The sequence below is a fragment of the Nitratireductor sp. CH_MIT9313-5 genome (genome assembly GCF_037029545.1).
Taxonomy (GTDB): domain Bacteria; phylum Pseudomonadota; class Alphaproteobacteria; order Rhizobiales; family Rhizobiaceae; genus Chelativorans.
In genome coordinates this window covers 80,924-93,825 of record NZ_JAYMER010000011.1, presented here as the reverse complement: position 1 = coordinate 93,825, position 12,902 = coordinate 80,924, and the positions used below count along the sequence as shown (strand labels likewise).

Sequence of the window (12,902 nt, the reverse complement as noted above, 5' to 3'; positions counted from 1 at the left end):
CTTGTGAGACGGCGGGATAAAAGCGCCTGATGCTCATATATGTCAAGTTAAACCTGACTGCCACGTTCAGGCTTTCATCAGCCGTCTTCGTATTTCTCCGGAAACTCTTCCGCTGTCAGCGCGCGAAAGTCGTCGAGTGAAGCGCGCAGCTTCTCATGCGACCAGTCCCACCAGGCCAGTTCCTCGAAGCGGTCGGCAGTTTTCACATCGAAGCGTCGGCGGATCGGCTTGGCCGGCACGCCGCCGACAATGGTGTATGGCTCGACATCGCGGCGGACCACGGCGCCTGCGCCGATGACGGCACCATTGCCGATCTTCACGCCGGGCAGGATTATTGCGCCGTGGCCAAGCCAGGTGTCATGGCCGATCCTGACCGCGTTTTCGCGCCGCCATTCGAAGAAACCTTCCTCGTTCTGCGCGTCATCCCAATAATCACCGGCGCGGTAGGTGAAGTGGTGAAGGGTCGCGCGCCAGGTCGGGTGGTTGGTGGCGTTGATGCGGCAAGCGGCTGCGATATTGGAGAACTTGGCGATCTGCGCGCACCAGACCAGACAGTCCTGCACGATATAGGAATAGTCGCCGACACTGCTCTCGTTGACGCGCGTCCGTTCGCCGATTTCGGTAAAGCGGCCAAGCGTGGAGCCGGTGACATCTGCGGTTTCGTGCACCAGCGGCGTTTCCGAAAGCTTCGTCATGCGGCCCTCGCGGGGGCGAAGCCGGTCACGTCGATGATATCGTCGGCGACCATGTCGCGCACTTCCTGATCGTGGAAGATGCCAAGCAGTGCGGTGCCTGCCTGCTTCTTCTCCTCGATCATCTCCACCACGACCTCGCGATTGGCGTGGTCGAGCGAGGCGGTCGGCTCGTCCAGAAGCAGGATCGGGTGGGAGGTGATGAAGCCACGGGCAATGTTCACGCGTTGCTGCTCGCCGCCAGAGAATGTGGCCGGCGGCAATTGCCACAGGCGCTCCGGCAGATTGAGCCGGGCGAGCATGGTAGAAGCCTTTTCGCGGGCGGCATCGGGTGCAAGGCCTTCGGCTATCGCCGGTTCTGCCACGATATCAACCGCAGAGACGCGCGGCACCACGCGCAGGAACTGGCTGACATAGCCAATTGTCCTGTTGCGGATGGCGATGATCGTGCGCGGATCGGCGGTGACGAGGTCGATCAGTTCGTGCCCGTGCTGGACGATGATCTGCCCACTGTCGGCGGCATAGTTGCCATAGGCCATCTTGAGGATCGAACTCTTGCCCGCGCCCGATGGACCGCCGAGCACGGCACATTCGCCTGCGCGAACCGCGAAGGATGCATTCTCGACCACGGGCAGACATATGCCGCCCTGCAGATGCATGGTGAAGCTCTTGGACAGTTCCGAGACGACGAGTGGCGTTGTCATGGGGTCACACCTGCAGGATCGAGGAAACGAGAAGCTGGGTATAGGGCGCCTGCGGGTCGTCCAGCAGGCGGTCGGTGAGGCCGCTTTCAACGACGTGTCCATCCTTCATCACCATCATGCGGTGGGAGAGAAGGCGTGCGACGGCGAGGTCGTGGGTGACGACAATCGCGGCAAGACCCATATCCTGAACGAGACCGCGCAGGAGATCGAGCAGGCGTGCCTGCACCGAGACATCCAGTCCGCCGGTCGGCTCGTCCATGAACACGAGACGCGGCCCGGTGACAAGGTTTCGCGCGATCTGCAGGCGCTGGCGCATGCCGCCGGAGAAGGCGCGCGGCTGGTCGTCAACACGGTCAGCCGCAATCTCCACACGGCCGAGCCAGTCGGTTGCCGTCTCGCGGATCTGACCATAATGCCGGTCGCCCAGCGCCATCAGCCGCTCGCCGACATTGGCGCCGGCGGAGACCGTCATGCGCAGGCCGTCGGCCGGGTTCTGATGCACGAAGCCCCAGTCGGTGCGCATGAGGAAACGGCGCTCCGCCTCGCTCATGCGGTAAAGGTCGCGGGTCGTGTCGTCGCGCATGCGGTAGGAGACGATGCCGGATGTGGGCAGCAGGCGCGTCGAGAGGCAGTTGAGCAGAGTCGTCTTGCCGGAGCCGGATTCGCCGACGATTGCCAGCACTTCGCCGGGATAGAGGTCAAAGGAGACGTCGTTGCAGCCGATGCGGTTTCCGTAGAATTTGGAGACCGAGCGGGCGGTGAGCAGGGGTTGGTCGGTCATTGTGCGGATCCTGTGATGCTTCCGGGGAGGTGGGCGCACGACACGCCCCCCTCTGTCCTGCCGGACATCTCCCCCACGGGTGGGGAGATTGGCCGGGATTGATGTCTCGCCTCCCTCGGAACAGATGGTGCAGTCCTCACAGCGGTTAATCTCCCCTCTTGTGGGGGGTGAGTAGCGGTTGGCCGCAGGCCAGGACAAAGCCAATGATTTGGCTTTGTCAGCGCACGAACGCGTGGAGCGCAAGCGGAGCGCGCCCGGCAGGGCAGAGGGGGGTGGTTATGCGCGGACATCAATCACCCTCCCCTTCCCGATGCGCTTCGCAGTGGTCCGTGTCGGAGCAGACGAACATGCGTCCGCCCTTGTCATCGAGCACCACCTCGTCAAGATAGACGCCAGTGGAGCCACAGAGCGCGCAGGGGTCTTCGAATTTCTGGACTTCAAAGGGGTGATCCTCGAAGTCGAGGCTGACGACATCCGTATGCGGCGGGATGGCGTAGATGCGTTTTTCGCGGCCTGCGCCGAAAAGCTGGAGCGCTTCGCTGCGGTGCATTTTCGGATTGTCGAATTTTGGCGTGGGCGACGGGTCCATCACGTAGCGGCCATGAACCTTGACCGGATAGGCATAGGTGGTGGCGATGTGGCCGTGCTGGGCGATATCCTCGTAGAGCTTCACATGCATGAGGCCGTATTCTTCCAGCGCATGCATCTTGCGCGTCTCGGTCTCGCGGGGCTCCAGAAAGCGCAAGGGTTCCGGTATCGGCACCTGATAGACCAGCACCTGACCCTCGCGCAGCGGTTCTTCCGGAATGCGGTGACGGGTCTGGATGATGCTGGCGTCGCGTGTACGGGTCGTGACGGACACATTGGCGATCTTCTGGAAAAAGGCGCGGATGGAAACGGCATTGGTGGTGTCGTCAGCGCCCTGGTCGATGACCTTCAGCACATCATCAGGACCGATGACGGCGGCGGTGACCTGAACGCCGCCGGTGCCCCATCCATAGGGCATTGGCATTTCGCGACTGGCGAAAGGCACCTGATAGCCGGGTATGGCAATGGCCTTGAGGATCGCGCGGCGGATCATCCGCTTGGTCTGTTCATCCAGATAGGCGAAGTTGTATCGGGCGATATTCTCGACATGCGCGTTCATTTCGCGGCCTCCTTGCCAAGGGCATAACGTTGCAGACGCTTGGACAATGTGCCGGTGTGGAGCTCGAACAGGTGGTTGTCGTGATCGAAGAAGTAGATCGACCGCCCCTCGCCATCGACGCGCGGCCGAGGTGGACGTACATCCAGCCCCAGTGCAGTCACCCGCTTAAGACAGTCGTCAAAGTCGGACTCAGCGATCTTGAACGCGACGTGATTGTAGGTACGGCTGGGCAGGGCGTCGCCTTTCATGATGGCAACCCAGATGTCCCCGATGAGGAAGAATTTCTCCTGCGATACCGAGAACGTTTCGCCGCCGCTGGAATAGACCTCCCTGGCGTTCAGGACCTTGGTCAGTATCTCGGTCATTCGATCGAGATCGGAGACCACGAAAGTGATATGAGACAGGCCTTCAATCATTCCGCAGCCTCCCGGCTAGCCTCGCCCTCGCGGCGCTCGTCAAATTCGCGGCGCATCTGGCGCACGAGGCCGAGTTCGGCCTGGAAATCGACATAGTGGGGCAGTTTCAGATGCTCGACGAAGCCAGTGGCCTGCACATTGTCGGAATGCGAGATTACGAATTCCTCGTCCTGTGCGGGCGCGGTGATGTCTTCGCCAAGTTCGCTGGCGCGTAATGCGCGGTCGCAGAGTGCCATGGCCATGGCCTTGCGCTCCGACTGGCCGAAAACGAGGCCATAACCGCGGGTGAATTGCGGGGGCACCTTCATTGATCCTTTGAACTGGTTGACCATCTGACACTCGGTGACGCGGATGCGGCCAAGCGGGACGGAGAAGTCCAACTCCGGCACATCAAGCTCGATCTCGACCTCGCCAATGCGGATTTCACCGGCAAAGGGATGGCTGCGCGCATAGCCGCGCTGGGTGGAATAGCCGAGCGCCAGCAGGAAGCCTTCATCACCACGCGAGAGCGCCTGAAGGCGAGCATCGCGTTCCATGGGAAATTCAGGGGGCGTGCGGGTTATGTCGGCGGGCTCGTGATTGTCACCGAGGGCGTCGTCGCTCTCAATAAGCCCTTCGCCTGCAAGGATATCGGTCACGCGGGGCATGTCTGCAGTGTCATCCTCGCGTCGTTCCGGCTCGGCAGGCGCATCCTCGCCGGCAAGTGCGGGGTCAAGCAGACGATGCGTGTAATCGAAGGTCGGCCCCAGCAACTGGCCGCCGGGCAGGTCCTTGTAGGTCGCGGAGATGCGGCGTTCCACCTGCATGGCGGCGGTGTCGATGGGGCGGGAATAGCCAAAGCGCGGCAGCGTCGTGCGATAGGCACGCAGCAGGAAGATTGCCTCGATCATGTCGCCGCGGGCCTGCCGCACCGCAAGTGCTGCAAGACCCGTATCGTAGAGCGAGCCTTCGGCCATGACGCGATCGACAGCAAGCGAGAGCTGGCCCGCGATCTGCTCAAGTGTCAGTGCGGGAACCGCGCGGTCGCCGCGTCTTCGGTCTGCAAGCAGGCGGTGCGCGTTGTCGATGGCGGCCTCACCGCCCTTGACGGCAACATACATGGCTCAGCCCTCCTTCGTGGTGATGCGGGTTGTGCGCGGCAGGCAGGCGATGCCGGCACGGGAGACGAGAACGAGATCCACGCCGCGGGGATAGCGCTCATTGTTCTGCGCCCATTGCTGCAGGAAGTGGCGCGGCATGGATGTGGGCGCGAGCTCTGCCTGGTCGCGGATGCCGGGCCCGGAAAGGCGAAGCGCTCCGCCGTGGCTGAGATTGTCGACCTGCAGGATGATCGTGGCGGAGCGATCCGGATAGGATTGGGAGCCTTGAGCGAAATTCTCCAGCGCGATCAGTTCCGATGGCTGGCTGACAAGGGCGAAATGGGCGGCACTCGGCTGGTCGACGACGGGTGCACCGATGTGGAAGCCGAGCCAGGTGGTCACGGCCTTTTCCGCGCCTAGTGCAGGATCAAGCCATATCGGCGTATCCGCGTCGCAAAGCGTGAGAGCAACCGCGCCTGCTTCGGGCGAAAGCGGGGCGGGCGGGCGCGGCAGGGCGAGATCGCGGAAAATGGTGCCCGGTTGCGCCATCGCATCCATGAGCCCGCGAAAATTTGCTTGCGCCTGCATTACGGCGTCATGAAAGCCGCCTTCGATTGCCATTTCTTCCATGCGCATCAGTCTTCCCCTCTCGTCATGGTGAAGAAGTCCACCCTGGTTGCAGCCGTTTCCTCGCGTTGGCGCCTGTCTTCTGCCTCCTGCTCGCGGCGCAGCGGCTGAAGAATCTCGCTATCGATGCGGCTTGCATGTTCGGGACGCTGGCGCAGGGCATCCAGTAGTGCGCATAGACGCACCTTTTCCTGCTCGCGGCCCAGCGCATAGGCGTGGCCAATCTCCCCGGTCGGCAGCTTCACGCTGGCGCGCGTGACGGTCGCATCGCCAAAATTGAAGGGCGAACCACCGCCGCCGATGCGCCCGCGCAATGCGACGAGGCCGGTTTCCGGTCCGCGCAGATTTTGTCCTTCTGCAGGGAGTTTCTCCCGATTGAACAATTCGCTGAGGCGCTTACCCGGAGCGCGAGCGAGGATGCCCATCGCCTCCTGCCGTGAAAGTGCTGCCGTCATCTCCATCACCTCATATTTGTATATTGCTCTATACAACTGGATGTCTTATGTTCTTCTCCTAGTCTCGATCCGTGACGGGTGTGTGACAGACCGGAGAAAAATGCAGTGAGCAATGCAGGCGTGATGGAGCGGCGCAGCGGGGTCGCGCTCTGGCGGCAGATTGCGGATCGCATTCGCCATGAGCTTCGTGAGGGACTGGCCAATCAAGAAGACAGGCTGCCGCCGGAAATGGAGCTTGCGGTTCGGTTCGGCGTCAACCGACATACGGTGCGGGCAGCCATCCGCTCGCTGATCGACGAGGGTATCCTGCGCGCTGAACAGGGTCGCGGCACCTTCGTGCAAAGTCGGCCGAAACTGGCTTATCCCATCCGCCGTCGCACGCGATTTTCCGAGGGCCTCTCCGGGCAGGCGCGCAAGGCGCGGGGCATATTGTTAGCGCATGATTACTTACCGGCGGCGAAGAGCGTGGCAGAGCAACTTGGCCTGAACGCTGGCGCACAAATCCTGCGGCTGGAGACACTGTCCTTTGCCGATGGCTGGCCAGTTTCACGGGCCATCAGCCATTTTGATGCCGCGCGCTTCGAGGGGCTGGAAAGGCATTTCGAGGAGACGGGAAGCATAACCGCTTCTTTCAAACGAATGGGGCTTGAGGATTATACGCGGCGCGAAACCTCCATCACCGCGCAACATGCCGAGACGGCCGATCTTGAGCATTTGAAGCTTTCGCCGGGTGCAATTGTGCTTATCACGCAGGCGGTGAATGTGGATGGCGAGGGCAAGCCCGTGCAATATTCGCTGACGCGGTTTGCCGCCGACCGGGTCGAACTGCAGGTGGACGGCCGCGAGATCTGACCTTCCTCTCACGGTGAATTGAGCGCTTCGCGAGCAGGTTGCGCGTTGCCATGGCACTCGCCCTCGTGCTCAATCAGCCGCGAAATGATCCGGAGGTTTACGTGCTGAAGAAACTGACCATTGCCCTGTCGCTGTCCATTGCAGGCAGCTTCGCACATGCCCACAGCCCCGACCCCGCAAAATGGGAGAGCGTGGAAGCTGAGGCGCGCGGGCAGACGGTCTATTTCAACGCATGGGGCGGGGCGGAAAACATCAACTCCTACCTTGAATGGGTTGGCGAGGAACTGCGCGACTGCTGCGACATCAAGCTTGTGCATGTGAAGCTTGATGACACGGCGAATGCGGTGGCGAAGGTTGTTGCCGAACGCGCCGCGGGGCGCGATGAAGGTGGCTCGGTCGATCTCATCTGGATCAATGGGGAGAATTTCGCCTCCATGAAGGAGCGCGGCCTGCTTCTGGAAAAAGGCTGGGCTGAGAAACTGCCGAACTGGGCCTATGTGGATGTGGAAAACAAGCCGACGGTTCTGAACGACTTCACCACCCCCGTTGAGGGACAGGCAGCCCCCTGGGGCATGGCGAAACTGGTGTTCTTCCATGACAGCGCGCGCATCCAGGAAAATGCGCTTCCGTCCAGCGCAGAAGAACTTCTGGAATGGGCGCAGGCCAATCCGGGACGTTTCTCCTATCCCTCTCCTCCGGACTTCATTGGCAGTTCGTTCCTCAAGCAAGTGCTGATCGAGACGGTCGGTGATGCAGCCGTGCTGCAACAGCCTGCCGATGAGGCTGATTTTGAAACCGTGAGCGCGCCGCTGTTCGACTATCTTGACCAGCTCCATCGCGTGGCGTGGCGCGAGGGCCGCGCCTTTCCGCAGAACTATCCGGCCATGAAGCAGCTTCTGGCCGATGGCGAACTCGAGATCATATTCGCCTTCAACCCGTCGGAGGCCTCCAACGCCATTGCCAATTTCGAGCTGCCGGACACGGTGCGTTCATTCACCTTCGAGGAAGGCACACTTGGCAACACGCATTTCGTGGCGATCCCCTACAATGCCTCAGCCAAGGCGGGCGCGCTGGTGACGGCGAATTTCCTCATGTCGCCGGAGGCGCAGTTGCGCAAGCAGGACCCGGAAGTGTGGGGCGATCCGACTGTTCTTGGCATGGACAAGTTGCCCGAGCCGCTCCAGACCGGGTTTGGCGCGCTTGATCTTGGTATCGCCACGCTTGCGCCGGAGGAGCTTGGGCCGGTTTTGGAAGAGCCGCATCCAAGCTGGATGGAGCGCGTGGAGGAAGCCTGGAAACGGCGCTATACGGTTGGCAACTGAAAGCACCTTGCACAACGCAAACAGCATGTTTCGGCTGACCTATCTCGGGCCTGCGCTCGCGGTTCTGCTTCTGGCAGGGCCCGTTGGCTTCGGGCTGGCCGGCACGGTTCTGCCTGCATTCGGGATTTCTCCCGGCTTTGGTGGGGGCAGCTTTGGCCTGCATTACTTCCGGGAGCTGTTCGCCCAGCCAGCGCTCTTCTGCTCAATAACGCTTTCGCTCACCTCGGGCCTCGCTTCTGCCGTTCTTTCGCTCCTGATCGTTATGCTCTTCACTGCGGCATTTGCGGGCACGGCGACTTTCCGGCGCATGCAGCATCTGCTGGGACCGCTGCTGTCGCTGCCCCATGCGGCCGCAGCGCTTGCCATCGCCTTCCTGGTTGCACCATCGGGCATGATCATGCGGCTGATCTCACCGGAACTGACGGGCTGGGAGCGGCCACCGGACCTGCTCATCGTTCACGACCCGCTTGCGCTTTCCATGATTGGTGCGCTGGTTGCCAAGGAAGTGCCCTTTCTGCTTCTCATGACCCTTGCCGCGCTGCCCCAGGCACCTGTCGAGAGGGTTCGCCAACTGACAGGCGCGCTGGGCTATGGGCGGGTTGCGGGCTTCATTCACGGCGCGTGGCCGGGCATCTATCGCCAGATACGGCTGCCGGTCTTCGCCGTGATCGCCTTTGCATCATCAAATGTGGAAGTCGCGCTCATTCTGGGACCGACCCAGCCCCAAACCCTTGCCGCGCGGCTGGTGACATGGATGAGCGATCCCGACCTCTCCCAGCGATATCTGGCCTCCGCTGGAGCATTGCTGCAGCTTGGCGTGACCGGCCTTGCCTTTGCGATCTGGCTAGGGCTGGAGCGGCTGTGTGCAGCGCTGCGCAACAAGGCGGCCTGCGGGGGGCTGCGCATGCGCCGCGATCGCGCGGTGCAGGTTGTTTCGCTGACTGCCATGATCCTTGCCGCTGGCGCGATCTTTGCGGGGCTTGCAGCACTCGCCGTCTGGTCGTTCGCCGGTCTTTGGCAGTTCCCGGACTTTCTGCCGGGCAGCTTCACGCTCAGAAACTGGATGAAGGCGCTGCCACGGGTGGTGGAGCCTCTTGGAACCACGCTGACAATTGGCGTTGCGAGTGCGTTCATCGCGGCCATTCTGTCCGTCCTTTGCTTCGTTCATGAGGACCGTACCGGAAAACGCGCGGGACGTGGTGGACAGGCGCTGATTTATCTGCCGCTGATCGTGCCGCAGGTGACTTTCATCTTCGGACTGCAGTTCCTGCTCGTTGCAAGCGGTTGGCTTGCAACGCTGCCCGCACTGCTTTTTGCCCATCTCGTTTTCGTCATGCCCTATGCGTATCTGTGCCTGAAGGACCCGTGGCGCAGTTTCGACCGGCGCTATGAGCAGGTGGCGGCGGGGCTTGGCAAATCGCCGATGACAACGCTTTTCAGGATACGCCTGCCCATGATGCTGCGCCCGCTTCTGGTGCTTTTCGCAATCGGGTTTTCGGTGTCGGTGGGGCTTTACCTGCCGACCGTGCTGATTGGCGCGGGGCGGCTGACCACCATTACCAGTGAGGCCGTTGCGCTTGCTTCAGGAGGCAATCGGCGCATCATCGGCGTCTATGCCTTTTTCCAGATGCTGTTGCCGGTCGCGGGCTTTGCCATTGCCACACTCGTGCCGGCGCTGATATTCCGGCGCTTTCGCGGGATGCAGGTGTGACGGATATCGTGACGGACAAGGCCGGGCTTCTTCTGCAGGATGTCGTCATCCGCCATGGGGAACGTGTTCTCGTGGCGCTGACGCAGCATGTGGCGCCGGGAGAGGTTCTGACGGTCATGGGACCGTCGGGCGCAGGCAAGTCCACGCTCCTTGGTTTTATCGGCGGCTTTCTAGACCCGGTTTTCGACGCGGAAGGCCGTGTGATCGTGGATGGCGATGACATCACAGATGCTGCGCCCGAGACACGCCATGCCGGGCTTTTATTCCAGGACCCGCTGCTCTTTCCGCATATGAGTGTTGCGGGCAATCTGATGTTTGCACTTCCCGCCGACATTCGCGGGCACATGCCCCGCATGGCGCTGGTGAATGAGGCGCTGCGCGGGGTCGACCTGGAGGGGCTTGGCGAGCGCGATCCCGAAACGCTTTCCGGCGGGCAGAAGGCGCGCGTTGCGCTGGCGCGGGTGCTGCTTTCACGACCGCGCATGCTGCTTCTGGACGAGCCCTTTTCCAAGCTCGATCAGGCGCTGCGGGGGCAGATGCGCGAACTGGTTTTCGCCAAGGCGCGGGAAAGCCGGCTGCCAGTTCTGCTGGTCACGCACGATCCGGCTGATGCGCAAGCAGCCGGCGGCACGACGATCACGATTGAACCATGACGCCTCACCTTCCCGAACTTCCCGTCTCCGAAATATTGCCGCGCCTGCGCGATGCGCTTGCTAGCGGCAATCGCGCGGTCCTTGTAGCGCCACCGGGGGCAGGCAAGACGACACTCGTCCCTCTTCACCTGATGCAGGATGAATGGGCGCAGGGTGGGCGAATTCTGCTGCTTGAACCGCGCCGGATTGCGGCACGCGCAGCGGCACGACGCATGGCTGCTCTTCTGGGCGAGGAGCCGGGACAGACCATCGGCTATGCGATGCGCATGGAGCGCAAGGTCTCTAAAGACACGCGGGTGCTTGTCGTCACCGAAGGCGTGCTGGCGCGCATGATCATTGACGATCCGGCGCTTGAGGGCATTTCGGGCGTCATCTTTGACGAGTTTCACGAGCGGTCGCTTGATGGCGACTTTGCGCTGGCGCTGGCGCTCGATGCGCAGGAGGCCTTGCGGCCGGATCTGCGGCTGGCGGTCATGTCGGCCACGCTGGATGGCGCGCGGGTGGCAAGCCTGCTCGACGGCGCGGAGATACTCGAAAGCGAAGGGCGCAGCTTTCCGGTCGATATCCGCTATCGCGAACGGGCAGCGGGCACGGACATCGAGGATGCAATGGCTCAGGCCATTCGCGACATGCTGGCGGAGGAAGAGGGAAGCATACTCGCCTTTCTGCCCGGCCAGCGCGAGATTGCGCGGACCATGGAGCGGCTTGAGGGGCGGGTGGGCGCGAATGTCGATCTTGTGCCGCTGCATGGCGGACTTGAAGGCCGCGCTCAGGATGCGGCCATAAGGCCCGCACCCGAAGGACGGCGGAAGGTAGTGTTGACCACCGCGATTGCGGAAACCTCGGTCACCATTGACGGGGTGCGGGTGGTGATCGATTCCGGCCTTTCGCGGCTGCCGAAATTCGAACCGGCAACCGGGCTCACGCGGCTGGAGACGGTGCGGGTATCGCGTGCTTCCGCCGACCAGCGGGCGGGGCGTGCGGGACGAACGGCACCGGGTATCGCGCTTCGTCTTTGGCGGCAGGAGCAGACCACCGCCCTTCCCGCCTTCACGCGGCCGGAGATACTGGAAGCCGATCTTTCCGGGCTCTTGCTTGATTGCGCTGCTTTCGGCGTGAGTGATCCGCGAAGCCTCGCGTTTCTCGATCCACCGCCGGAGCCGGCGCTTGCGGAAGCGCGGAGCCTGCTTGAAGCGCTCGATGCGCTTGAGCCCGATGGGCGCTTGAATGCTCAAGGTACTGCCATGCGCAAGCTCGCTTTGCCGGTGCGACTGGCGCATATGGTGGCCAAGGCTGCCGAATGCGGTGAGGCTCTGGCGGCTGCGGAACTCGCCGTTCTTCTGTCCGAACGTGGTCTTGGAGGGAACAGCGTCGATCTTGACCAACGGCTTGCCAATTTCAGGCGTGAAAGTTCGCCTCGCGCGAAGGCTGCACGGCAGCTCGCGCAAGGGCTCGCTCGGCAGGCAGGCGGGAGCATGGGCAATGGCGCTTCAAGTGCTGGCGCGCTGCTTCTGCATGCATGGCCGGATCGCGTGGCCAAGGCGCGCGGCGAGGCCGGACGCTATGTGCTTGCCAATGGCCGCGGCGGGCAGATGGAGGCGAGCGAAGCGCTGGCCCGCGAACCCTATCTGGTGGTCGCCGATCTTCAGGGGCGGGCGCAGAATGCCCGGATCGCGGCTGCTGCGCGCGTGGATGAACAGGAGATCGAGACAGCACTTGGTGATCGGATCGAGACCCGGCGCACGGTGAGTTTCGACAGGGAGCGCAGAGCACTGCGGCAGACGGAAAGCAGGCGGCTTGGTTCCGTTGTCTTCGCGACCCGGAACCTGCCGCCACCTAGCGGGGCGGACGCGGATGAGGGCCTGCTGGAGGCCATAAGGGCGCATGGGCTGGATCTCCTGCCCTGGACGAAGGAAACAGCCGCATTGCGTGCGCGCCTTGCCTTTCTCCATCATGCGGAAGGCGAGCCATGGCCTGCCATGGATGACGAGACGCTTCTCGCGATGCTGGAAGATTGGCTGGGACCATTCCTGAAAGGCGACGCGGAGATGAGCAAGATCTCGGCGCGGCAGATCGAGGACGGTCTGCGCAGCCTCGTGCCCTTCGACCGCCAGCGGCGTCTGGATGCGCTTGCGCCCACCCATTTCACCGCGCCGACGGGCAGCCGCGTGCCCATTCGCTACGAGGCGGAGGATGCGGTGCTTTCCATTCGCGTGCAGGAGCTGTTCGGGCTTGGCGAGCACCCGACCATCGGTGGGGGAACGCGGCTGACGCTTGAACTTCTGTCGCCTGCACACCGTCCCATCCAGAAGACGCGCGACCTGCCCGGCTTCTGGGCCGGTTCATGGGCAGATGTCAGATCGGATATGCGCGGGCGCTATCCAAAGCATGTTTGGCCGGAGGACCCGGCAAGCGCTGCGGCAACAAGACGCGCCAAGCCACGTGCGAAATAAGGCTTGGTCT

Annotated in this window: 13 protein-coding genes; 5 read left to right on the top strand and 8 right to left on the bottom strand. The window is 62.6% G+C overall.

Going from position 1 to position 12,902, the window contains the following annotated elements; all coding sequences use genetic code 11:
- Positions 1-77: 77 nt before the first annotated feature.
- The 8 genes from WA367_RS04520 to phnG form a co-directional block, all read right to left on the bottom strand.
- A complete protein-coding gene (locus tag WA367_RS04520; RefSeq protein WP_336055606.1) occupies positions 78-695 on the bottom strand; it encodes a DapH/DapD/GlmU-related protein in 618 nt (205 codons plus the stop codon).
- Positions 692-1,396 carry a phosphonate C-P lyase system protein PhnL gene (gene phnL, locus WA367_RS04515; protein WP_336055605.1) on the bottom strand — a complete coding sequence of 235 codons (705 nt, stop codon included), beginning with the start codon at positions 1,394-1,396 and terminating at the stop codon, positions 692-694. The genes WA367_RS04520 and phnL overlap by 4 nt, the downstream gene beginning before the upstream one ends.
- A 4-nt stretch (positions 1,397-1,400) precedes the next feature.
- Complete coding sequence (phnK, locus tag WA367_RS04510) at positions 1,401-2,177, bottom strand: phosphonate C-P lyase system protein PhnK (protein WP_336055604.1); 777 nt, start codon at positions 2,175-2,177, stop codon at positions 1,401-1,403.
- Between the two features lie 289 nt (positions 2,178-2,466).
- Complete coding sequence (locus WA367_RS04505; RefSeq protein ID WP_336055603.1) at positions 2,467-3,324, bottom strand: alpha-D-ribose 1-methylphosphonate 5-phosphate C-P-lyase PhnJ; 858 nt, start codon at positions 3,322-3,324, stop codon at positions 2,467-2,469.
- Positions 3,321-3,740: a FosX/FosE/FosI family fosfomycin resistance hydrolase gene (fosX, locus tag WA367_RS04500; RefSeq protein WP_336055602.1), complete on the bottom strand. Its 420-nt coding sequence runs from the start codon at positions 3,738-3,740 to the stop codon at positions 3,321-3,323. Before fosX ends, WA367_RS04505 begins: the two co-directional genes overlap by 4 nt.
- Positions 3,737-4,840 carry a carbon-phosphorus lyase complex subunit PhnI gene (locus WA367_RS04495; RefSeq protein ID WP_336055601.1) on the bottom strand — a complete coding sequence of 368 codons (1,104 nt, stop codon included), beginning with the start codon at positions 4,838-4,840 and terminating at the stop codon, positions 3,737-3,739. The genes fosX and WA367_RS04495 overlap by 4 nt, the downstream gene beginning before the upstream one ends.
- A 3-nt stretch (positions 4,841-4,843) precedes the next feature.
- Positions 4,844-5,455 carry a phosphonate C-P lyase system protein PhnH gene (phnH, locus tag WA367_RS04490; RefSeq protein ID WP_336055600.1) on the bottom strand — a complete coding sequence of 204 codons (612 nt, stop codon included), beginning with the start codon at positions 5,453-5,455 and terminating at the stop codon, positions 4,844-4,846.
- Complete coding sequence (gene phnG / locus WA367_RS04485) at positions 5,455-5,907, bottom strand: phosphonate C-P lyase system protein PhnG (RefSeq protein WP_336056037.1); 453 nt, start codon at positions 5,905-5,907, stop codon at positions 5,455-5,457. Before phnG ends, phnH begins: the two co-directional genes overlap by 1 nt.
- 117 nt (positions 5,908-6,024) lie before the next feature.
- Here phnG and phnF point away from each other — a divergent pair, with 117 nt between their 5' ends.
- The 5 genes from phnF to hrpB are packed head-to-tail and all read left to right on the top strand — an operon-like array spanning position 6,025 to position 12,892.
- The gene (gene phnF, locus WA367_RS04480; protein WP_336056036.1) at positions 6,025-6,753 is read left to right on the top strand and encodes a phosphonate metabolism transcriptional regulator PhnF; all 729 of its coding nucleotides are present in this window, start codon (positions 6,025-6,027) and stop codon (positions 6,751-6,753) included.
- A 50-nt stretch (positions 6,754-6,803) separates the two neighbouring features.
- Complete coding sequence (locus WA367_RS04475) at positions 6,804-8,075, top strand: ABC transporter substrate-binding protein (protein WP_336055599.1); 1,272 nt, start codon at positions 6,804-6,806, stop codon at positions 8,073-8,075.
- Between the two features lie 25 nt (positions 8,076-8,100).
- Complete coding sequence (locus tag WA367_RS04470) at positions 8,101-9,786, top strand: ABC transporter permease (RefSeq protein ID WP_336055598.1); 1,686 nt, start codon at positions 8,101-8,103, stop codon at positions 9,784-9,786.
- Positions 9,783-10,439 (top strand): ATP-binding cassette domain-containing protein, encoded by a 657-nt coding sequence (locus tag WA367_RS04465; RefSeq protein ID WP_442935538.1) that lies wholly within the window; start codon positions 9,783-9,785, stop codon positions 10,437-10,439. Before WA367_RS04470 ends, WA367_RS04465 begins: the two co-directional genes overlap by 4 nt.
- On the top strand, positions 10,436-12,892 hold the full coding sequence (gene hrpB / locus WA367_RS04460) for an ATP-dependent helicase HrpB (protein WP_336055597.1): 2,457 nt from the start codon (positions 10,436-10,438) through the stop codon (positions 12,890-12,892). The genes WA367_RS04465 and hrpB overlap by 4 nt, the downstream gene beginning before the upstream one ends.
- Positions 12,893-12,902 lie beyond the last annotated feature (10 nt).